The sequence below is a fragment of the Actinomyces sp. W5033 genome, from assembly GCF_051303165.1.
Genome location: NZ_JBPPGD010000001.1, coordinates 93,831 through 114,838, shown reverse-complemented (window position 1 = coordinate 114,838; position 21,008 = coordinate 93,831). Strand labels below are relative to the sequence as shown.

Sequence of the window (21,008 nt, the reverse complement as noted above, 5' to 3'; positions counted from 1 at the left end):
CACAAGTCGGCAGTGCTCCGTCCACACCGTAGACGACGCCCCGTCACAGGGCGGGAACATCCCACGTGCCCGGGCGCTCGGGCGGCCCCGCGGTACCGCGTTTACGTCACTGAGGGGTTTCCCAACAGCGCCCGGCTCACGGGCGCTCGAGGACGGCGACGGTCTCGAAGTGGTGTGTGTGGGGGAACATGTCCAGCGCGCGCACCCCGCCGACCGTGTACCCCGATCCCAGCAGGAGGCCCAGGTCCCGGGCGAGGGCCGCCGGGTCGCAGGCGACGAGCACCACCCGGCGCGGGCTGAGGGCGGCAACGGCTTCGATGACCTGCCGGCCGGCACCCTGCCGGGGCGGGTCGAGCACGACGACGTCGGCCGTCGTGCCGTCCAGGCGGCCGAGCTCGTCCACCGCCCGGGCGCTGACCCGCCCGGTGCGCAGGCTCACCGCGTCGTAGCCGTGCAGGTTGCGCCGGGCGTCCCCGACGGCCTGCTCGGAGCCCTCCAGGCTGACGACGCGGGCGCCTGCGGCCGCCAGCGGCAGGGTGAGCAGTCCGGCCCCGGAGTACAGCTCGAGGACGCGCGTGCCGGCCACCCGTCCCGTGTCCAGGAGGGACCCGTTAGCCCAGGGCGAGCCGGTGACGACGGCGCGCATGACGGCCTCGACCAGGACGGCCGGGGCGTCCCTGTGGACCTGCCAGAAGCCGTCGGCGTGCACGCTGTAACGCAGCTCGCCCATGCCCAGGCCGCGGGCGTCCACCACCTCGTCTACGCGGCGGCGGCCGGTGGCACGGCCCTGGGCGGTGAGCACCTGGCCGTCGATGAGGACCAGCGGCTCGCCCGCTGAGGGGGCCACGGCCTCCAGACGGCTGCCGGGGCGGGCGTGCCTGCGCCACAGGGCGCGCTCGGTCAGGCCCAGCTCGCGCAGGCCCGCCACGGCCAGCGGCAGGCTGCCGGGGTCCAGGACGGTGGAGGAACGGAAGGCGTTCATGCCGAAGCGGCCCCGCCCGTCAGCCGTCAGGGCCAGGCGGGTGCGGCTGCCGGTGCCGGCCAGCGCACGGGTGCGCGCGTCGTCGGAGGCCTCGGCGCGGGCCTCGCTGGGCAGGGGCTCGACGGTCACGGCGGCGCCTCCGGCGGCCTCGGTGACGGCCTGGGCGGCGTCCTCGCCGCCGATGCGGCGCAGGCAGTCGGCCAGCACCCACCGCTTCCAGGTGCGCTGGGCGGCCAGGGCGACGTGGGAGAGCTCTCCCCCGCCCACCCCGCCGGGACCGGCCTGGGGCCAGACGGGCTCGACCCGGTCCGGGGAGGCGCTGAGGACCTCGACGGCGTCGGCACGCCAGATCTTGGCGGTCTTCTGGGTCAGGACCGCGCGCACCCGCTCGCCGGGCAGGGCGTGGCGCACGAAGACGACGCGCCCGCAAGGGTCGTCGGCGGGGCGGGCGACGCAGTGGCCGCCGTGGGCGGGGGCACCGACGTCGAGGACCAGCTCCTCGCGCGTGGTGGGGCGCGTGCCGTCCTGGGCGGGGCGGGGGACCGGGCGTGCGGGGCGGGCGGTCATCGTGCCTCCTGGCTGTGCTGGCCGTTGGGGTTGTGCTGCCGGTCGGCTGCGGCGTCACGCGCCGCCTGGTCGGCATCGATGATGCCGGTCGGGGAGGTCTGGCGCACCCCGTGGTGGATGAGCCGCTCACCCGGCAGGCCCAGCTGCCAGGGCACGGAGGCGACGACGACGCCGGGGGTGAACAGCAGGGCCGTCTTGATCCGCAGGGCCGTCTGGTTGTGCAGGGCCTGCTGCCACCAGTGGCGCACGAGGTACTCGGGCAGGAAGACGACGACGAGGTCTCGGGGGGACTCGCGGCGCACGCTGCGCACGTAGGAGACGACCGGCTGGGTGATGTCGCGGAAGGGCGAGTCCAGGACGGTCAGCGGCACCGGCAGCTCGGCGTCCTCCCAGGCCTCCAGCAAGGCCTCGGCGCCGCCGTCACCGGTGTCGACGGTGACGGCCTCGAGGGAGGTCGGGTGCGTGGACTGGGCGTAGGTCAGGGCCCTCAGGGTCGGCTGGTGCAGCCGCGAGGCCAGGACGATGGCGTGCACGTGGGCCGGCAGGACGCGCGCGTCGTGCAGGTCGTCGATGGCGATCTCCTGGGTGACGCGCCGGTAGTGGCGGCGCACGGCGGTCATGACGAGGTAGACCAGGGCCATGATCGTCAGCGTGATCCAGGCGCCGCGCGTGAGCTTGGTGGCGAGCACGATGACGAGCACGAGGCCGGTGCCGGCCATGCCGACGACGTTGACGGCGCGCGAGCGGCGCATACGGGCCCGCACGCGCACGTCGGTGGCGGTGGTGAGCTCACGGGTCCAGTGGCGCACCATGCCGACCTGGGACAGCGTGAAGGAGATGAACACGCCGACGATGTAGAGCTGGATGAGGCGGTTGGTGCTCGCACCGAAGCCGACGATGAAGGCGGTCGCCCCCAGCCACAGGACGATGATGCCGTTGGAGTAGGCCAGGCGGTCGCCGCGCTGGGAGAGCTGGCGCGGCAGGAACTCGTCGCGCGCCAGGACGCTGGCGAGCACCGGGAAGCCGTTGAAGGCCGTGTTGGCCGCCAGCACGAGGATGAGGCCGGTGACGGCGGTGACGAGGTAGAACATCGGCGGGAAGCCGGCGAAGACGGTGGCGGCGATCTGGCCGATCACCGGGTCCTGGTGGTAGCCCTTGCCCAGCGGGACGCCGTCGCTGAGCAGGCCCGTGGCCGGGTCCTCGACCATGTGCACGCCGGTGGCTCCGGCCAGGTGGACGATGCTCAGCAGCATGGCCGCGGCGATGAGGCCCAGCAGCAGCAGGGTGGTGGCCGCGTTGCGGGACTTGGGCCGCCGGAAGGAGGGGACGCCGTTGGAGATCGCCTCGACCCCGGTGAGGGCCGCGCAGCCGGAGGAGAAGGCCCGCAGGACGAGGAAGGCGCCCGCCAGGCCCGTCAGCCCGTACTCCCAGCCGTCGTCGGCGAGCACCTCGTAGGCGGCGCTGGGTGCCTGGCCCAGTGTCCCGGTGACCTCCTGGACGAGCCCGGTGACGGCCATAACCCCGATGGCCGCCATGTACAGGTACGTGGGGATGGCGAAGGCGCCCCCGGACTCGCGCGAGCCGCGCAGGTTGAGCAGGGCCAGGACGGTCACGACGCCGACGGCGACCTGCACCTTGTAGGGGGCGAGCGCGGGCACGGCGGCCGCGAGGTAACCGCTGCCGGAGGACACGGAGACGGCAACGGTGAGCACGTAGTCGACGAGCAGGGAGGAGGCGACGAGCAGGCCCGCCCTGGGGCCCAGGTTGGTGGTGACGACCTCGTAGTCGCCGCCGCCGGAGGGGTAGGCGTGGACCGTCTGGCGGTAGGAGGCGACGACGACGAGGAGGACGGCGACGACGGCCAGGGCGATCCACGGCGACAGCGCGGTGGCGGCCACCCCGGCGACGGCGAGGGTGACAAGCACCTCGTCGGGGGCGTAGCCGACCGAGGACAGGGCATCGGAAGCGAAGACCGGCAGGGCGATCCGCTTGGGCAGAAGGGTCTCTCCCAGGGCCTGGCTGGGGACCGGGCGCCCGACGAGGAGCCGTTTGAGGCGGTCGGCGAAGTCACGCACGGTGAAGGAGCCTACGTCCGTCCTCCGTCTGGGGCCATACGGGGAGTACCGTTCCGCTCGTGCACTTCGTCATCATGGGCTGCGGACGGGTGGGGGCCACCCTGGCCACCCAGCTGGACCGCAGGGGCCACTCGGTGGCCGTCATCGACCAGAACCCGGACGCCTTCAGGCGTCTGCCCTCGGGCTTCCAGGGCCGCAAGGTCAAGGGTGTCGGCTTCGACCGTGACGCCCTGGAGCAGGCCGGCATCGACGAGGCCTACGCCTTCGCCGCCGTGTCCAACGGGGACAACTCGAACATCATCGCGGCCCGGGTGGTGCGTGAGACCTTCGGGGTGGAGCACGTCGTCGCCCGTATCTATGACGCCCGCCGTGCGGACGTGTACGAGCGGCTCGGCATCCCGACGGTCGCCACCGTGCGGGAGACGGCGGAGCAGATGATGCGCCGCGTCCTGCCGGGCCTGACGGCGAGGGAGGCGGAGGACCCCTCGGGCGCCGTCGTCCTCGTGCAGCCGGACGTGTGTGCGGCCTGGGTGGGCATGAGCGTGGCGTCCCTGGAGCAGCGCCTCCAGGTGCGCGTGGCCTGGATCTCGCGCGCCTCCGCTGCACTTGTGCCGACGGCGTCAACGATCGTGCAGGAGAACGACCGCCTCCACGTCGCCGTGCCCACGGACCGGCTGCCCGCGGTGCAGCGCGCCCTGTCCCGTCCCCCTGTGCAGGAGTCCTGAGCCATGAAGATTCTCATCACCGGCGCTGGCTCCGTGGGCCGGTCCATCGCCCGCGAGCTCATCTCCCACGGCCACGAGGTCACGCTCGTGGACCGCTCCCCCGAGGCCATGCGCGTCGCCTCCGTGGCGGACGCCGACTGGCTGCTGGCGGACGCCTGCGACGTCGATGCCCTGGCGCAGGCCGGTGCGGGCGACGCCGACGTGGTGGTCTCCGCCACCGGTGATGACAAGGCGAACCTCGTCGTGTCGCTGCTGGCGAAGACGGAGTTCGGGGTGCCCCGCACGGTCGCACGGGTCAACAACCCGAAGAACGAGTGGCTGTTCGATGAGACCTGGGGCGTGGACGTGTCGGTGTCCACCCCGCGCATCATGACGGCGCTGGTGGAGGAGGCGGTGAGCGTGGGCGCGCTCGTGTCGGTCTTCCGCTTCCACCAGTCGGGCGCCTTCATGCACGAGCTGACCCTGCCGGACGACTCCCCGGTCATCGGTGAGCTCGTCAGCGAGGTCGAGCTGCCGCCGCACACGGTGCTTTCGGCGATCCTGCGCGACTACCGGCCAATCACGCCGGACGCGGACGAGCGCTTCGAGCGCGGCGACGAGCTGCTGTTCCTCACGGCGAAGGAGGGCGAGAGCGCCCTGGCGGAGATCCCGGTGATCTTCACCTCCCAGGATGAGCCGGTCCCCCAGGACCCCGAGGAGCAGGCGCCCGTGCTCGGCTGAGGGCCGCGACCGCACGTGCCTGGCCGGTCGGAGGACCTGGCGCCGCCCGACGGCGGGACCTGGGCCCCGGCAGGCTCAGCGACGCGGGGCGGCCAGGCTCAGGGGCGCTGGGCGGGGCGCACGAGCAGCCACACGAACCACAGGGTGACGGCGAACAGCGGCACCCCCAGGACCAGACGCGCCACGCCCAGGGCGCTGACGGCCTCCTGGCCCGCGAGGTACAGCGGCACCTCCACGAGCAGCCGCAAGGCGAACATCGCGCTGAGCACGGCCGTGGCGAGCACATGGCGGCGGCGGTCCGCGGCCCGTTCGGGGTCCGTGCGCCAGGAGGACCAGAGGCCAGTGCGAGCGGGCTCGTCCTGGCCGGAGCCGGCGCGCCACAGCTCCATGAGCACACCCACCAGCGGCCACCGCACCACGAGGGACACGAGGCAGCCGGTGAGCCACACGGCGTTGATGATGAGGCCGGTGGCGTAGAAGTTCGAGGCCTGGCCGCTGCGCCACGCCCACGCGGCGCTGACGAGGGCGAGGACGGCGCCGCCCAGCGCCTGGGTCAGGGGCTGGCGCTGGGCCAGGCGGGCCCCGGCGGCCAGAGCGCTCAGGGCGAGTGAGGCCACCACGGCCGTCACGAGCGCCGTCGGTCTCAGCGCCATGACGACGACGAAGACCAGGGTCGGCAGGACGGACTCCGCCACCCCGCGCCAGCCTCCCACCGCGGCGGCGGCGTCGAAGCGCTCGGAGCTGATCGCGCCGAGCCCGGTGCGGGAGGCGGCTCGGCCCGTGGAGGCGCCACCGTCCGTGGCTCCGTCGTCGTTGTTGTGCGGTGCGGCCTTGGTCACTGGCCCTCTCCCAGGAGCTCGTAGGCGGGGTTGTAGATCGTGGGGCGCGTGCGGCCGGCGCAGACCATGCCCTCGGCGAGCAGGTGGGCGCCCGGCTGGATGCCGGTGACCGAGTGGCGCCCGATCCACACGAGGTCGATGGTGCCGGTGCCGTCGTAGAGCTGGCCCGTGAGCACGGGCTTGGCGGTCACGGGCCCGTAGGTGACGGCCCTGATGACCCCTGAGACGGTCGCGCGGCTGCGGGGGACGGCCTGGCCGATGGGGGTCGTGCCGCGGCGGGCGGCGCTGCGGGCCTCGTCGTCGGCGTCGATCTGCTCCCGGCTGGGGCCCAGGGCCCCCACCGCCCGCGACAGCCGGGACCACAGGCTCATCGGACCTCGGCGATGGTCGGGCCCGGGGTGAGGGGGTCGAGCGCCGGCAGGCCCTCGGCGGCGGGGGCGTTGACGGCGCCGGGCACGTGCAGGGGCAGGACCTCGAGGGGCGGGCGGGCCTGGCCGTCACGGACGACGACGACGTCGTCGAAGACCTCCCTCAGGGCCGCCGCGGCGGCGTCGTCCGTGGCGGCACGCCCCTGCAGGACCCCGCGGAGGAACCAGCGGGGCCCGTCAACGCCGATGAAGCGCGACGGGACGCTCATCCGCACGCCCTCGGGGCCGGGCACGGGCACCTGCGCCAGCAGCTCGGTGCCGTGGGGCCCCTCCAACACCTTGAGGGTGGCCTTGGCCCGGGTGAGCTCGGCGGTGATGCTCGCACGCCGGTCCTCCCACACGCCTGCGGTGCGGGGGGCGGCGAAGGCCCGCAGCTCGAGGGTGGAGCCTCCCAGGGCCAGGACGACGGCGACGGGGGCAGCACCTGGACGGGGCAGGTCCAGACGCATCTGCATGCCGTCAACGACGGGCACCCGCAGGGACCCGAGGTCGATGCGCGGGGCGTCGGGGGCGTTGGCGACGTCCCAGGGACCCGTGGTGGGCTCCCCGGCCGGCTCCTCGACGGCCTCGTCGCTGTCCGCCGACGCGACCTCCTCGTCGGTGCCGGCGGCGGGCGCACCGGCACGCCGGCGCGAGAACAGGCCCATGGGAGCTCCTCTGGTGGGACCGGTGCGCCCGGTCCCAGGTTCTGTGGTTGGCAGGGTGCGGCGGCGGTCCCGCAGGCGGGGCCGCGCGGGTGGTGGCCTCAGCCGGCGCAGTCGGTGCACACGGGCAGGCCCGTGGCGTCATCGACGTAGGCGAGCTGGCTGCGGTGGTGGACGAGGAAGCACTCGGAGCAGGTGAACTCGTCCTCGAGCTGGGGCACCACGTGGACGCTGAGCTCCTCACGGGACAGGTCCGCCCCCGGGAGCTCGAAGCCCTCGGCGACCTCGTTCTCGTCCTCCTCGATGGCCTCAGAGGAGTGGTCCTTCTGCCGGGCGGTGAGCTCCTCAATAGAGTCGGCCTCGGGCTCGTCGTCGTTCTTGCGCGGGGCGTCGTAGTCAGTCGCCATGGCTCGTCACTCTCTCCTCGTGGACGGCGGTCGCTGCGGCTTGAGCGGCACGGGGCCGCCGGGGTTCCGCCCCGCCCCTGGGGACGAGCCGGAACGCCCCTGTGGGCAGGGCACGCGCACCATAGCACCACCGCACCGGAGTCGGAACACCCTCCTGGCTGCTGCCGTGATCGGTCTCGCGCCCCGGCTCACGCGGCTCACCGGGCTCGCCTCCCGGTCTGCCGGGCCTCGAGGTGGCAGGCTGGGCGCGCAGGGCGCCGCTCCCGCCGCCAGCCCTGCGGGACCGCTGAAGGGCACTGAGGAGGCCGACCACATGATCGAGCTCGAGCTGCTGGGCGCAGACGGCGACCGCGTCGTCATGACGGACAGGGACGGGCAGCGGTACGCGGTCGTCGTCGACGACGCCCTGCGTGCTGCCGTGCGCCGGGCCCGGCCGGCTGCCCTGGCGCCGGCTCCCGAGCCTCCCGCGCCCGGCACGGTGGTGCGCCCGCGCGACCTCCAGACCCTCATGAGGGCGGGAGCCTCCGCCGAGGAGGTCGCCCAGGCCGTCGGCATGGACGTCGAGCACGTGCGCCGCTTCGAGGGCCCGGTGCTCGCCGAGCGGGCCTGGGCCGTGTCCCAGGCGCAGGGCTGCCGCATCGGCTGGGAGAAGGACTCCCCCGTGCTGGGCGAGCTCGTCGTCGACCGGCTGGCCACACGCGCCGTGGAGCCCTCCAGCCTCCAGTGGGACGCGCTGCGCGAGGGCCGTGAGCCGTGGCAGGTGGTCCTGACCTTCGTGCAGGGCGCCGAGGAGAAGCAGGCCCGGTGGGAGCTTGACCTCGCCGCCCGGTCCGTGAGCGCGATGGATGACGAGTCCCGTTGGCTCACTGAGGCGGCTGCCGCGCCGCGGATGGCGGAGGTCTTCGACCAGGACTCCACGGCTGTTCGGGCCTCCTCCCGGCCCCGGGCGGCCTCGCCGGCACCGGAGGCCAGGCAGACGGGCGGGCCTGCGGCCCCGGTGCAGGCCCTCGGGCCTGCGGGTCCCGTCCAGGTCCCCGACCCCGAGCCGGGCGCCCTGGATGGGTCTGGGGGCCAGGATGCTCCTGCGGTCTCCCAGACGGAGGCCCTGCTGGCGGACCTCGCCTCCAGCCGTGGTCGGCGTGCCAAGGTCGTCTGCCCTGTCGAGGATGAGGAGGAGCCCGGGCAGGACGGTCCTGTCACCTCGCCCTACGGTCACGCCCAGGTGGTCTCCATGCAGGAGCGCCGCAGGGCCCTGACCGGCAACCACCCGGCGGGCTCCCGGCTGCCCCGTGCGGGCTCACCGGCCTCAGCGCCCTCACCGGCGCCGGCCTCCTCGCCCGGCTCCACGGACTCAGTGACCGAGGGGGAAGTGGATGCCCCTGGGGACGGGGCGACCCAGGAGGCGCTACCGGACATGCCCTCGGCGCCCAAGCCCCGGCCGAGGCGGCGGCCGCGCCGGCCGATGCCCTCGTGGGACGACATCGTCTTCGGCTCGAAGCCGGAGTAACGCGCCGGCTCGCGCTCAGGCGCGGGTCAGGAGCAGGGGCACGTTCGTCTCCTGGGCTGTGAGCGAGCCGTGCACCCCGGGCATGGCGATGGCCTTGGGCGAGTGCACTCGCCGGTCCACAAGCACCCATGCGCCGGCCATCGCGACCACGACGTCGCCGACGACTGAGCGGGCGCGTTCACTCAGCGGCCCGAGCAGCGTGTGCGCCTCGTCGCGCGTCCCCACCCACAGGGCCTTGTCACCGAGCCGGTCACGCCACCGGGCGGCGCTCTCGGCGGCGAGGGCCGGGTCCGCCCCGCTCACGTGCAGGTGGGTGAAGCGGGGCTCGCCAGCGACGGCGACGACGTCACGCGCGAGCACAGGGTCCGCGGACAGGTCCACCCGGTGGCTGGCGTTGGTGTCGATCATGCCGTGGTCTGCCGTGAGGATGACCCGGGTGCCACCGGGGACGCGGCGGGCGAGCTCGGCGAGCATGTGGTCCAGGCGCTCGAGCTGGGTGAGCCACTGGTCTGAGCGCCAGCCGTGGGCGTGGCCGGCGTGGTCGAGCTCGCCCACATACAGGTAGACCAGCGGCACGCCCTGGGCGAGGGCACGCGCGGCCAGGCCAGGGCGGTCCTCCATGCGGTCGGCCCCCCGGTGGGCGGCGCCGCGCAGCCCTGCCAGGGTGAGACCGGAGCCGGCGAAGCGCGCGGGGCCGATGCTGACGGCCAGCGGGGCGCTCTGGCCGTCGGTGCGCCGGGGTCTGCTGGGGTCGAGCTCGAGGCGCTCGAAGATGGTGGGAACGTCCTGCCAGGCGCGGGGGTCGAGGCCGTGCCCCTCCCAGCTGATGAGGCTCAGCTGGTCCTCACGGCGTGGCTCGCGCCCGGCCAGGCGCTCACGTGCCAGCAGGGGGCTGAGGACGCTGTATCCGACCATGCCGGTGGCTCCCGGCAGGGCTCCGGTGCCCAGCGTCGTCAGGGCGGCTGCCGTGGTGGAGGGCAGGCAGGTGCCCGCCTCGGGCCCGGGTGCGCTGGACTCGGCGCTGGACAACCAGGAGCGCAGCATGGGGGCGTGGCCCTTGCGGGCGCGCAGGTTCTCCAGGCCGAGGCCATCGACGAGGACGACGACGGTGCCGCCGCCCGCGCGGGGGCTGGCGCCGTCGGGCACAATCCCCCAGGCGGTGGCGACGGCAACGGCCTCCTCCTGGCTCAGGGTCCCGGGCACGGTGGTCTCGCGCAGGAGTAGGCCGGCGCTGACGGCGGCGGCGCCCAGGACCTGGCGCAGGTGGGGTGCGTGGGCGGCGCCCTCACCGGGCGCGGTGGGGCTCATGTCAGCCCCTGGGCGTGCAGGGAGGAACGGGCCGTGGCGCGCGACAGCGCCTGGGCGAAGGCCTCGGCGCGGGCCAGGGCGGCGTCGCCCTCGACCCCGAGGGCCACGCGCACGACGATGTCGTCGGGCATGGACACGCCGGTCAGGCCGTGGTCCGCCTGGCAGTCGGGGTCCGGGCAGGTGGCGGGCTCCAGGTCGATGCGGCGCACGGCGCCCCAGGAGAGGGCGATGGTCATCTCGGTGAGCCGGCCGCCGTCGGCCGCCGGCATGCTCACACCGTGGGTGAGGGCCACGGAGGAGATGCGCCCCACCGGCACGGCCTCGCTCGTGGCGACGGCCGCGGGCGAGCCGTCCTCGCGCTGGGCATCGTCGACGTGGACGATGAGCAGCCGCCCGGGCGTGAGCGCCAGGACGGTGAGGTGGCGGTGGACGGCCTCGTCGAAGGTGGTCTCCGCCTGGACGAGGCTCGCGACGGGCTCCTCGCCGGCGAGCGCGGTGCGCAGCGTGCCGAGCACGAGCTCGGGGTAGTAGCCGGCGCGCGTGACCTCGGCGGTCAGGGTCGTCATCTCGGGCTGGGTCATGGGGCCGATCATGCCATCCGCCTGCGACACCCATGAGTGCGCCGAGGCGAGGACCGGAGCGAGGCACCTCCTCCGGTCGCAGGGCAGTGAGAGGGCGCCCGGCAGCGGGATTCAGACGTCCTCACCCCAGGAGGCCAGCACCTGCCTGACCTGCGCGATGAGTGCCTTGTGCGGCTCTGGACGTGCCAGCAGGTCCGCAAGAAGCGCACGCATGCCATCGGCCGCCTTCTCCGGGTCACCCGCCGCCCGCACCGCCGACGCCAGGTTGGCCCGGGTGGTCAGGGTGCCGGGGTGCTCTGGCCCCAGCACCCGCGCCATGTCCTTGAGCAGCTCGGAGTACATGCCCGCTGCCCGGCCCGGGTCACCCGCAGCCAACGCCGCCGACGCCAGGCTGTTCCGGGTGGTCAGGGTGCCGGGGTGGTCGGCCCCCAGCAGCCGCGTGTGGTCCTTGAGCAGCTCGGAGTACATGCCCGCTGCCCGGCCCGGGTCACCCGCATCCCGCACCGCCGAGGCCAGGTTGCCCCGGGTGGTCAGGGTGTGGGGGTGCTCTGGCCCCAGTACCCGCGCCATGTCCTTGAGCAGCTCGGAGAACATGCCCGCCGCCCGGCCCGGGTCACCCGCAGCCAACACCGCCGAGGCCAGGTTGCCCCGGGTGGCCAGGGTGCCGGGGTGGTCCGCACCCAGCACCCGCATGCAGTCCTCGAGCAGCTCGGAGTACATGCCCGCTGCCCGGCCCGGGTCACCCGCATCCCGCACCGCCGAGGCCAGGTTGCCCCGGGTGGCCAGGGTGTCGGGGTGCTCTGGCCCCAGCAGCCGCAACTGGTCCTTGAGCAGCTCGGAGAACATGCCCGCTGCCCGGCCCGGGTCACCCGCAGCCAACGCCGCCGACGCCAGGTTGCCCCGGGTAGCCAGGGTGTCGGGGTGGTCCGCACCCAGCAGCCGCATGCAGTCCTCGAGCAGCTCCGAGTACAGGCCCGCCGCCCGGGCCGGGTCACCCGCATCCAACACCCATCTCGCGTTGTGATCTCGAACCATGCGGCCGCGAGGGTCACCTGCGTCCAGGGCACACGCCTGGAGGCAGGTGAGTACCCGCGCTGCGAAGCGAACTGCCTGATCGTAGCGGTACCTCTGCGCGGCTTCATTGGCCGCATGCCACAGAGCGACTGCCAACGCCTCGACGTCGTCCTCCTCAGCCGGTCGCCATGTGTCCTCCTCGGACGAGTCGGTATTGGCACCGACCCGGGCACCCGTGAGCGTCAGGTACCAGGACGCCAGAAGAGAGCTGCCCCGGCCTGACGGCAGATCGAGCTTCGTGAAGAAGGAGCTCAGGCGCGCCGCCAGCGCCCTGCGCACGCACTCGCGCAGGTCCTCGGCCTCGTCCTCACCGACCAGTTCTGGGCTCAGCTCACGCACGTGCTCGGCGAGGAGAATCTCAGTGAAGAGCTCCGACTCCTCCTCCAGAAGGCACCACGAGTCCGGGTCAACGGCGTGGGCGAAGGCGCGACGGGTGTCCTGCCGGTCAGCGTGCCTCCACTGCGCCACCGCCTGAGCGACCTCCCGCGGCGGAAAACGGCACACCGCGTCGTCTGCGTCGGGATTGGCTGCCACCGCCCAGGTGAGGGCCTCGCGCACCTCCTCGTCGAGCTCGTCCCACCGCCGGGCGATGACCTCCTTCAGGTCCCTGGGCAGGTCCTCAAGATCCCCCTCACGGAGCACGAGTGCCCCGCCGCCTCCCTCGATCCGCCTTCGCGTCACCTTCATGGTGAGCCACAGCTTGAGCAGGTGCGGGTTCGCCAGGCGACCCACGATGGCCTGAGCGGTCGCGTCATCCGTCTTCGGCGCGTGCTCGCGCAGGATCGACACGAGGTCCCCCGCACCCAGAGCCGGGACCTCCAGACGCTCCACCCTGCCTTCGGCGCTCGCCGACTCATACCACCGCTCGTAGACGGAGCCCGTACGGGTCTCCGGCCAGGCCGTCGCCACCACGAGCACAGGGGCGCTGCGCCGTGCCGCCAGCTGGTTGAGCAGCTCGGCGAGGTCTCCTCCCATGAGGTGGGCGTCCTCCACAACGAGGACCGCCGGCACCTCCTTGGCCGTCATAGCGGACAGGACGTCGGCGAGGTCCTCGGCGGCGCTACGCCGCTGCTCCTCCACACGCTCCCCCACGTTGATAAGGCCGCCGAGATCTGCGCGCCGGTCCCATGCCTGCTTGGCTCCCCCGAAGCCCTTGACGCCCCAGCGGGCAAGGACGCCCACAAAGGGGACCGTCACTCCCACAAGCCCGGCCAGGAGGTCCAGGGCGGCGTCTCCGCCCTCCTCCACGAGGTCTGCGCGCACCGCCCGCCAGGCTGAGGCAGCCAGCTCATACGTCCTCCGGCCCCCACCCAGCGACCGGAACCGGGCAATCTCCACGGGAATCGTGTGGGCGCCCAGCTGCGGCACCACAGCCTGGACGACGTCCATCTCATTGCCGGTCGACAGGCGCTCACAGTTGAACCCCCACCACCCGAAGGTCGGCAGCGCGTCCTCAGGCCACACGAAGCCAGTCAGCGGCGGGGCGACGAGCTTGCGCCCCGGCATGGGGTCCGCCCCCGCCCCCAGGTGCTGGCGGGTCACCGGCGCGAGCGGCGGCCAGTAGGCGTCACCGCGCTCCTGGCGCAGCCGCTCGTAGAGCTCCTGGACGATGCGGGTCTTGCCCACACCCGACGCCCCTCTGAGGACGATGACACGGGGCTCCTGGCAGTCCGGGTCGGCGACCCGCTCAAGCCGTTCCAGCAGCCTCTCGACGATCTCCCGGTGCCCGGCACCCAGCAAGCTGTCACCCATGTCACAGATACTAGCGGCAGCGCCGTCGCGCTCCTCACGCCCGGGTGTCGATGTGCGGGCAACGGCGCCCGGCCTGGACAATGCGCACATGCCGATGCCCACCCAGACGCCTGCCCCGGTTGACGGCGAGATCGTGGAGATGGACCTCTCCACGGAGATGAAGACCTCCTTCCTCGAGTACGCCTACTCGGTCATCTACGCGCGCGCCCTGCCCGACGCCCGCGACGGCCTCAAGCCCGTCCAGCGCCGCATCCTGTTCCAGATGGACCGCATGGGCCTGCGCCCCGACCGCCCGCACGTGAAGTCCTCGCGCGTCGTCGGTGACGTCATGGGCCGCCTGCACCCCCACGGCGACGTCGCCATCTACGAGGCCCTGGTGCGCCTGGCCCAGCCCTTCACCATGCGCCTGCCGCTCATCGACGGCCACGGCAACTTCGGCTCCCTCGACGACGGCCCCGCCGCCCCCCGTTACACCGAGGCCCGCCTGGCCTCCCCGGCCCTCGCCCTGACCGCCGACATCGACGAGGACACGGTTGACTTCACCCCCAACTACGACTACACCCTCACCGAGCCCGAGGTCCTGCCCGCCGCCTTCCCCAACCTGCTCGTCAACGGCGCCTCCGGCATCGCCGTCGGCATGGCGACCAACATGGCGCCCCACAACCTCGTCGAGGTCATCGGCGCCGCCCGCCACCTGCTGGAGCACCCCGAGGCGAGCCTGGAGGACCTCATGGCCTTCGTGCCCGGGCCGGACCTGCCCGCCGGCGGCATGATCGTGGGTCTGGACGGCATCCGCGAGGCCTACCGCACCGGGCGCGGCAAGTTCCTCACCCGTGCCACCGCCCGCATCGAGAACATCACGCCGCGCAAGAAGGGCATCGTCGTCACCGAGCTGCCCTACCTCGTGGGCCCAGAGAAGGTCATCGCCCGTATCAAGGAGACGGTCGCCTCCAAGAAGCTCCAGGGCATCACCGACGTCGCCGACCTCACCGACCGCAAGAACGGCACCCGCCTGGTCATCAGCGTCAAGAACGGTTACAACCCGGAGGCCGTCCTCGCCCAGCTGTACAAGCACACGCCCCTGGAGGACTCCTTCGGCATCAACAACGTGTGCCTCGTTGACGGCCAGCCGCGCACCCTGGGTCTGCGCGAGCTGCTCGAGGTCTTCGTGCGCCACCGCCTCACCGTGGTCGAGCGGCGCACCCGCTTCCGCCTGGCCCGGCGGTGCGAGCGCCAGCACCTCGTGGAGGGCCTGCTCATCGCCATCCTCGACATCGACGAGGTCATCCAGGTGGTGCGCTCCAGCGAGGACGCGGCCACGGCCCGCACCCGGCTCATGCAGGTCTTCGACCTGTCCGAGGCCCAGGCCTCCTACATCCTCGAGCTGCAGCTGCGGCGGCTGACGAAGTTCTCGGTCATCGAGCTGGAGAAGGAGCGCGACACCCTCACCCAGGAGATCGCCGAGCTGGAGGCGGTCCTGGCCGACGACGCCCTGCTGCGCGGCGTCGTCTCACGCGAGCTGGCGCTGGTGGCTGAGGAGCACGGCACACCGCGGCGCACCGTGCTGCTGGAGGCCGCGGGCGCCGGGGCCGGCGCCCTGACCGGAGGCTCCGGCGCACCCGGCGGGGCGGGTGCGGGGGCCTCCAACGCCATGGCCGAGGCCATCGCCGCCAGTGTCATGGCCGGTGCCGGTGACGTGCCGCTCACCGTCCCGGACGACCCCTGCCGGGTACTGCTGTCCGCCACGGGGCTGGTGGCCCGGGTCAGCGGCGCCGAGCCGGTCTCCCGCTCGGGCGCCCGCCAGCGCCATGACGCACTCACGAGCCAGGTGGCCACGACGGCGCGCAGCAGGGTCGGTGCGGTCACCGACACCGGTCGCCTCGTGCTCATGGACGTGCTCGCCACCCCCGAGGTTCCGCGGCTGGAGGGCGCCCCCTCCGTCGCAGGCGGGCAGCCGGCTTACCTGCTCGTGGACCTCGAGCCCGCCGAGAGGGTCGTGGGGCTCGTGCCCGTGGGCGAGGCCGCCTCGGTGCCGGTGGTGCTGGCCACGGCCCAGGGCGTCATCAAGCGTGTCAAGCCCGGTGACGAGCCGGCGCGCGGCGACTCCTGGGAGGTCATCAGCCTGTCCGACGGCGACAGGGTGGTCTTCGCGGGCACGGCGGCGGACACGGACATGCTCGTGCTCGTGACCTCAGACGCCCAGCTGCTGCGCTTCGAGGCGGCCAGGGTGCGTCCGCAGGGGCGCGGCGCCGGCGGCATGGCGGGCATCAGCCTGCGCGAGGGGGCGAGGGTCCTGTCGGGGGCCGCGGTCCCCAAGGCGCTGCTCGCCGAGGCCGTCGTCGTCACGGTCGCTAACGCCGAGGAGGCGCTGCCGGGGATGGGCACCGGCTCGGTCAAGGTCACGCCCCTGGACCGTTACCCGGCCAAGGGCCGTGCCACCGGTGGCGTGCGCGCCCAGCGCTTCCTGCGGGGCGAGGACCGGCTGGTGCTCGCCTGGGTGGGCATCGGGCCGGCGCGCGCGGTCGGCTCCGGGGGACAGGAGGTGGCGCTGCCCGAGGTCGATGAGCGCCGCGACGCCTCCGGCACGCCGCTGGCCGCACCGGTCGCCGGCATCGGCTGAGGCCGGGCACCACGCAGGCCCCGGGCGCCAGGCAGGCCCCGCGCGGGCCCAGCCCCCGGGGGCCTCAGACCTCGAGGGAGTACAGGACCGAGCCGCGCGTGGGCGTGTAGCCGAGCTCGCGGTACAGGTCCACCGCGCCCGTCGGGTTGTCCGAGTCCACACCAGTCGCCGCGAACTGCATGCCGTCACGCGCGTAGGCCCTCATGGCGGCGGTCAGCAGCGCCTCACCCACGTGCCGGCCACGGTACTCGGCCCGGACCCCGATCATGTCCGTGTAGCCCTCGCGCCAGCCCAGCGCCTCCCAGTCCTGCTCATAGCGCCCCGAGCGCAGGTAGCCGGCCACCCGGACCCGGTCCCCCGAGCGGTCCACCGCCACAAAGCTCCAGGCGGGCGCGAAGTAGGCCCGCCCGGCAGCCCACTTCTCCACGCTCATGGGCCGCTGGCCGGTGCTGTCCGACAACGCCTCGTTGTGGGCGCGGCGGGCGGCGTCATCGAGCTCCTCGCTCCACGGCTCAACCGTGAGGAAGCCGTCGAGATCGACGTCGGGCACCGGCACGGCGAGGTCACGGCGCAGCTCGCGGTACCAGCGGCGCGGCTCGAAGCCGAGCTCGGACAGGTGACGCATCATCCGCTCATCGCCCTCGAGAACGGTCGTCACCACGTGGGCGCGAGCCTCGGCACGCCTGGAGCCGACCGTCGCGGCACGCTCCACGCCGATGAGGTGGCGGGCCCGCTCGACCTGCCAGTGCAGCAGGGCCCCGCCGATGCCGCGCCCGCGCCACCCGGGGTCCACGATGCCGACGATGGAGGCGTAGACCTCCGCCGCCGGGCGCAGGCGCACGAGCCCGAAGGCACGCATGACGCCCTCGGCGTCACGCCCGGCGACCCCCGAGTAGGTGGGATCGACGAAGTACTCGGCGGTCTCCTGCGCCGTCGTGCGGTAGGGCGGGTTGTCCACCGCCTCGGCCCGGTGCAGCAGGTCCGCCAGCTCCTGGTTGTCAGCGGGGCCGAGCGGCATCCACAACAGGTCCCGGGGCAGGGCGGAGCGCGGGCCGGGTCGCATCATGCCCCACAGCCCGTTGGCCCCGGCGTGCCGGGCGAATCCGTAGACGGCCACTGGTCCCTCCTGCCTCAGGCGTCGATACGCTCGCGGTCGATGGCGTGCGCCCCCTCGATGATGAAGTCGCGCCTGGGCTCCACGCTCTGGCCCATGAGGAGCTCGAAGACGCTCTCCGCGGCCAGCAGCTCGGCCTCGTCCCCCAGGGTGATACGACGCAGGGTACGGTGCTCTGGCTCCATCGTCGTCTCCGCCAGCTGGTGGGCGTCCATCTCACCGAGCCCCTTGTAGCGCTGGGGCTCCTTGAAGGAGCGACCCTGCTTCTCAAGCCTGCGCAGCGTGCGCACGAGCTCGTCGTCGGAGTAGGTGTAGAGGACCTCCTTCTTGCGGCGCCCCTGGGCCGAGACCTCGACGCGGTGCAGCGGCGGGACAGCCGCGTACACCCTGCCGGCCTCGATCATGGGACGCATGTAGCGGAAGAAGAGCGTCAGCAGCAGGGTGCGGATGTGGGCGCCGTCAACGTCGGCGTCGGTCATGAGGATGACCTTGCCGTAGCGGGCGGCGTCCAGGTCGAAGGTGCGCCCGGAGCCGGCCCCGACCACCTGGATGATGGCCGAGCACTCGGCGTTGCGCAGCATGTCCGCCTGGGAGGCCTTCTGGACGTTGAGGATCTTGCCCCGGATGGGCAGCAGCGCCTGGAACTCGGAGTTGCGGGCGTTCTTGGCGGTGCCCAGCGCGGAGTCCCCCTCGACGATGAACAGCTCGGAGGCGCCGACGTCGTCGCTGCGGCAGTCGGCGAGCTTGGCCGGCAGGGTCGAGGTCTCCAGGGCCGTCTTGCGGCGCGTGAGCTCCTTGTGCATGCGGGCGCTCACGCGCGCGCGCATCTCCCCGACGATCTTCTCCTGCAGGGCGCGTGACTGGCTCTTGAGGTCGCGCTTGGAGGAGGTCAGCAGGGCACTGAGCCCGCTCTCCACGACCTTGGCGACGATCTGGCGCACGGGCGCGGTGCCCAGCACCTCCTTGGTCTGCCCCTCGAACTGCGGCTCGGGCACGCGCACCGTCACGACGGCCGTCAGCCCGGCGAGGATGTCGTCCTTCTCGATGCGCGCGTCACGGGCGGTGACCTTGAGGGCCCGGGCGTTGGTGTCGATCTGCTTGCGCAGGACCTTGGTGACGGCCTGCTCGAAGCCGGCCAGGTGCGTGCCCCCCATGGGGGTGGCGATGATGTTGACGAAGGAGCGCTCGAGCGTGTCGTAGCCGATGCCCCAGCGCAGGGCGACGTCAACCTGGCACGTGCGCTCAACCTCGACAGGACGCAGGTGGCCCGAGCGCTTGTCGAGCTGCTGGACGGTCTCGGTGTACGTGCCCTCACCGGTGAGGTGGAAGGTGTCGGTGACGGAGGCGTCGGTGGCCAGGAAGTCAACGAAGTCGCGGGTGCCTCCCTTGGCGAGGAAGGTCTCGACCCCCTCCTGCCCGCCCGTGTCGAACAGGTCCCCGGCCTCCTCGAAGGCCTTGGGGGCGCCGGAGCGCTGGGCCATCTCATCGGCCCCGGGTCCCGACGAGGGGGCGTGCTCGGAGCGCGCGGCCTCCTCGGCGGGACGCTCGTCGGCCAGGGTCAGGGTCAGTCCCGGCACGAGGAAGCTGGTCTGGCGCAGGCGTGAGCGCAGGGCGGAGGCGTCGTACTCGGTGGGCTTGGGGAAGATCTGGGGGTCCGCCCAGTAGCGCACCCGGGTGCCGGTGACGCCCCGGCGCACCTTGCCGACGACGCGCAGCCCGGAGGCCTCGGTGAACTCCGTGAAGGGGGCGTCGGGGGTGGGGGCCTGGCCGCCGTCGTCGAAGACGCCGGGCACGCCCCGGTGGAAGCTCATGGCGTAGGTGGTGCCGCCGCGGTCCACCTCGACGTCCATACGCACGCTCAGGGCGTTGACGACGCTGGCGCCCACGCCGTGCAGGCCGCCCGCCGCCCCGTAGGAGCCGCCGCCGAACTTCCCGCCCGCGTGCAGCTTGGTGTAGACGAGCTCGACACCGGTCAGCCCGGAGGCGGGCTCGACGTCAACGGGCACACCGCGGCCGGTGTCGCGCACCTCGACGGAGCCGTCGGCGTGGACGACGACGGCGATGGAGGTGCCGTGGCCCTCCAGGGCCTCATCGACGGCGTTGTCCACGATCTCCCACACGCAGTGCATGAGCCCGCGCTGGTCCGTTGAGCCGATGTACATGCCGGGTCGCTTGCGCACGGCCTCCAGCCCCTCGAGGACGGAGAGGTGGCGCGCGGAGTAGGAGCTCGAGCTGACGGACACGTAGGAAACCTATCGGACAGATGTTCGTCGGCACCTGTCCCTCGCGGCCTCCACGATGTGGTGTTCCTCCACCTTCCCGGGTTCGCCCAGGGCTCAGCGGCTGCGCCCGGGGCGGAAAGCGGCCCGTGCGGCTGTCGCCTGGGCCGGTGCCGGTGGTGGAGTGGGCACATGAGTCAGATGAGTGCCCCCACCGTCGCCGCAGAGGCGACCGTCCCCGCCGGCTCCGGGCCCGCCGTCGCAGGCGGCCCCGAGCGCCCGCTGACGAGCGCCGACCGTTGTGACGTCTGCGGCGCGCAGGCCTTCGTCCGCGCGGTCCTGGCCTCGGGCGAGCTGCTCATGTGCGGCCACCACGCCCGCGCGCACATGCCAGCCCTGGAGCAGCAGGCCCTGTTCATCCAGGACGAGACCGCCTGCCTGTCCCCCGCCCGGTGAGGCAGGTGCGCACGGGGCCGTCCCCGGCGGTGGGCGCCGGCGCGTCAGAGGTTCCGACGCCGCTCACGCGCGAGCGCCTGCTCACCCTGTGCGCGCAGGCCGGCTGGAGCCACCGGGTGGGCCCGGAGGGCGAGCTGCGCGTGACGCCCCTCCTGGACGAGGTCGCCCTGCACCAGCGCGGCGAGCACGGCGAGGCCCTGCTCGTGCGCTCCACCTGGCACGTGGCCCTGGACGTCGGCGTGCGCGAGACCGCGCGCCGTCTCATCGAGGACCACCACCGGCGCACCCCCTGGCCGCAGGCCCACCTCGAGGTCCAGGACCAGGGGGTGCTGCTCGTGCACACGGCCCAGGCCGTGGACCTCACCGAGGGGGTCACCGAGGACCAGCTGCGCGCCCACGTGGCGGACGCCCTGGGCGCCGCGCAGTCCCTCTTCGACGAGCTCGGCTCCCGGCTGGTCCGGCTGGAGGTCTCATGAGCGCAACAGCACCGGTGCCCGAGGGCGAGGCGCAGGTTCCCGGCCCCCTGGACACCGCGAGCCTGGCCCGGCTGCTGGCTCAGGCCGGCACCCGGGTGAGCCCCGGCCCCGACGGGGCCCTCATGGGCCGCTGGGGCGAGGTCGTCGTCCGGATGACGGTCAGCCAGGGCCCGTCCGGGGTGCTCAACGTGGTGGGGCTGGAGCCTGAGCCCTTCCCGATGGCGTTGCGGCCCCGGCTGCGTGAGGCCATTGAGGAGCGTCACCGCCACCACCCGTGGCCCACCTGCTTCCTCCTCGAGGTGCACGCCACCCGTGAGGCGCCCGACGGCGGCCTGCTGCTGGGCGGTGCCTGCGCCCTGGGCACCGGGGCCGGTGTGACGCACGCGCAGGCGCTGCGGCACGTGCAGGCCTCGGTCGTCTCCTTCCAGGAGGCCTTCACCGACCTGCGAGACGCCCTGCGCTGAAGGCCCCGCCGGCCTGGGCCTCGGAGCCGGCCAGCGGGTGCGGTGAGCGC

General features: G+C 73.4%; 18 protein-coding genes. 7 read left to right on the top strand and 11 right to left on the bottom strand.

Annotation, left to right across the window (positions count from 1 at the left end; genetic code table 11):
* Nucleotides 1–136: 136 nt before the first annotated feature.
* Both ACSJJR_RS00500 and ACSJJR_RS00495 read right to left on the bottom strand, forming a co-directional pair.
* Entirely contained in the window at nucleotides 137–1,549 is a 1,413-nt protein-coding gene (locus tag ACSJJR_RS00500; RefSeq protein ID WP_435941563.1) for a class I SAM-dependent RNA methyltransferase, read from the bottom strand.
* Nucleotides 1,546–3,624 (bottom strand): APC family permease, encoded by a 2,079-nt coding sequence (locus ACSJJR_RS00495; RefSeq protein WP_435941562.1) that lies wholly within the window; start codon nucleotides 3,622–3,624, stop codon nucleotides 1,546–1,548. The genes ACSJJR_RS00500 and ACSJJR_RS00495 overlap by 4 nt, the downstream gene beginning before the upstream one ends.
* Nucleotides 3,625–3,683: 59 nt before the next feature.
* Here ACSJJR_RS00495 and ACSJJR_RS00490 point away from each other — a divergent pair, with 59 nt between their 5' ends.
* Together ACSJJR_RS00490 and ACSJJR_RS00485 are read left to right on the top strand one after the other, a co-directional pair.
* A complete protein-coding gene (locus tag ACSJJR_RS00490; protein WP_435941561.1) occupies nucleotides 3,684–4,349 on the top strand; it encodes a potassium channel family protein in 666 nt (221 codons plus the stop codon).
* 3 nt (nucleotides 4,350–4,352) lie between these two features.
* A complete protein-coding gene (locus ACSJJR_RS00485; RefSeq protein WP_435941560.1) occupies nucleotides 4,353–5,069 on the top strand; it encodes a potassium channel family protein in 717 nt (238 codons plus the stop codon).
* 98 nt (nucleotides 5,070–5,167) lie between these two features.
* Here ACSJJR_RS00485 and ACSJJR_RS00480 read toward each other — a convergent pair whose 3' ends face one another.
* The 4 genes from ACSJJR_RS00480 to ACSJJR_RS00465 all read right to left on the bottom strand — a co-directional run bounded on the left by ACSJJR_RS00480 (nucleotide 5,168) and on the right by ACSJJR_RS00465 (nucleotide 7,387).
* Nucleotides 5,168–5,908: a DUF3159 domain-containing protein gene (locus ACSJJR_RS00480; protein ID WP_435941559.1), complete on the bottom strand. Its 741-nt coding sequence runs from the start codon at nucleotides 5,906–5,908 to the stop codon at nucleotides 5,168–5,170.
* Nucleotides 5,905–6,279, bottom strand: a complete 375-nt coding sequence (locus ACSJJR_RS00475; protein WP_435941558.1) for an OB-fold nucleic acid binding domain-containing protein — start codon at nucleotides 6,277–6,279, stop codon at nucleotides 5,905–5,907. The genes ACSJJR_RS00480 and ACSJJR_RS00475 overlap by 4 nt, the downstream gene beginning before the upstream one ends.
* Entirely contained in the window at nucleotides 6,276–6,983 is a 708-nt protein-coding gene (locus ACSJJR_RS00470) for a DUF3710 domain-containing protein (protein WP_435941557.1), read from the bottom strand. The genes ACSJJR_RS00475 and ACSJJR_RS00470 overlap by 4 nt, the downstream gene beginning before the upstream one ends.
* 98 nt (nucleotides 6,984–7,081) lie before the next feature.
* Nucleotides 7,082–7,387, bottom strand: a complete 306-nt coding sequence (locus tag ACSJJR_RS00465) for a DUF4193 domain-containing protein (RefSeq protein WP_006549617.1) — start codon at nucleotides 7,385–7,387, stop codon at nucleotides 7,082–7,084.
* A gap of 313 nt (nucleotides 7,388–7,700) precedes the next feature.
* On the opposite strand from ACSJJR_RS00465, the gene sepH reads away from it, so the two are divergent.
* Complete coding sequence (sepH, locus tag ACSJJR_RS00460) at nucleotides 7,701–8,894, top strand: septation protein SepH (protein WP_435941556.1); 1,194 nt, start codon at nucleotides 7,701–7,703, stop codon at nucleotides 8,892–8,894.
* Nucleotides 8,895–8,909: 15 nt separating this feature from the next.
* Here sepH and ACSJJR_RS00455 read toward each other — a convergent pair whose 3' ends face one another.
* From ACSJJR_RS00455 to ACSJJR_RS00445, 3 genes are all read right to left on the bottom strand, one after another.
* Nucleotides 8,910–10,202 carry an alkaline phosphatase family protein gene (locus tag ACSJJR_RS00455; RefSeq protein WP_435941555.1) on the bottom strand — a complete coding sequence of 431 codons (1,293 nt, stop codon included), beginning with the start codon at nucleotides 10,200–10,202 and terminating at the stop codon, nucleotides 8,910–8,912.
* Nucleotides 10,199–10,783: a DUF5998 family protein gene (locus ACSJJR_RS00450; protein ID WP_435941554.1), complete on the bottom strand. Its 585-nt coding sequence runs from the start codon at nucleotides 10,781–10,783 to the stop codon at nucleotides 10,199–10,201. The genes ACSJJR_RS00455 and ACSJJR_RS00450 overlap by 4 nt, the downstream gene beginning before the upstream one ends.
* 111 nt (nucleotides 10,784–10,894) lie before the next feature.
* A complete protein-coding gene (locus ACSJJR_RS00445; protein WP_435941553.1) occupies nucleotides 10,895–13,609 on the bottom strand; it encodes a tetratricopeptide repeat protein in 2,715 nt (904 codons plus the stop codon).
* 88 nt (nucleotides 13,610–13,697) lie between these two features.
* Between ACSJJR_RS00445 and ACSJJR_RS00440 the strand changes: the two genes are divergently transcribed.
* Nucleotides 13,698–16,229 (top strand): DNA gyrase/topoisomerase IV subunit A, encoded by a 2,532-nt coding sequence (locus ACSJJR_RS00440; protein WP_435941552.1) that lies wholly within the window; start codon nucleotides 13,698–13,700, stop codon nucleotides 16,227–16,229.
* A gap of 64 nt (nucleotides 16,230–16,293) precedes the next feature.
* Here the strand turns inward: ACSJJR_RS00440 and ACSJJR_RS00435 are convergent, their stop codons facing one another.
* Together ACSJJR_RS00435 and ACSJJR_RS00430 are read right to left on the bottom strand one after the other, a co-directional pair.
* Nucleotides 16,294–17,295 (bottom strand): GNAT family N-acetyltransferase, encoded by a 1,002-nt coding sequence (locus ACSJJR_RS00435; protein ID WP_435941749.1) that lies wholly within the window; start codon nucleotides 17,293–17,295, stop codon nucleotides 16,294–16,296.
* 65 nt (nucleotides 17,296–17,360) lie between these two features.
* A complete protein-coding gene (locus tag ACSJJR_RS00430) occupies nucleotides 17,361–19,586 on the bottom strand; it encodes a DNA gyrase/topoisomerase IV subunit B (RefSeq protein WP_435941551.1) in 2,226 nt (741 codons plus the stop codon).
* 168 nt (nucleotides 19,587–19,754) lie between these two features.
* On the opposite strand from ACSJJR_RS00430, the gene ACSJJR_RS00425 reads away from it, so the two are divergent.
* From ACSJJR_RS00425 to ACSJJR_RS00415, 3 genes are read left to right on the top strand one after another with little or no spacing between them, the layout of a single operon-like run.
* On the top strand, nucleotides 19,755–20,018 hold the full coding sequence (locus ACSJJR_RS00425; RefSeq protein ID WP_435941550.1) for a DUF7455 domain-containing protein: 264 nt from the start codon (nucleotides 19,755–19,757) through the stop codon (nucleotides 20,016–20,018).
* Nucleotides 20,019–20,023: 5 nt separating this feature from the next.
* Nucleotides 20,024–20,494, top strand: a complete 471-nt coding sequence (locus ACSJJR_RS00420; RefSeq protein ID WP_435941549.1) for a YbjN domain-containing protein — start codon at nucleotides 20,024–20,026, stop codon at nucleotides 20,492–20,494.
* Nucleotides 20,491–20,958 (top strand): hypothetical protein, encoded by a 468-nt coding sequence (locus ACSJJR_RS00415; protein WP_435941548.1) that lies wholly within the window; start codon nucleotides 20,491–20,493, stop codon nucleotides 20,956–20,958. The genes ACSJJR_RS00420 and ACSJJR_RS00415 overlap by 4 nt, the downstream gene beginning before the upstream one ends.
* Nucleotides 20,959–21,008 lie beyond the last annotated feature (50 nt).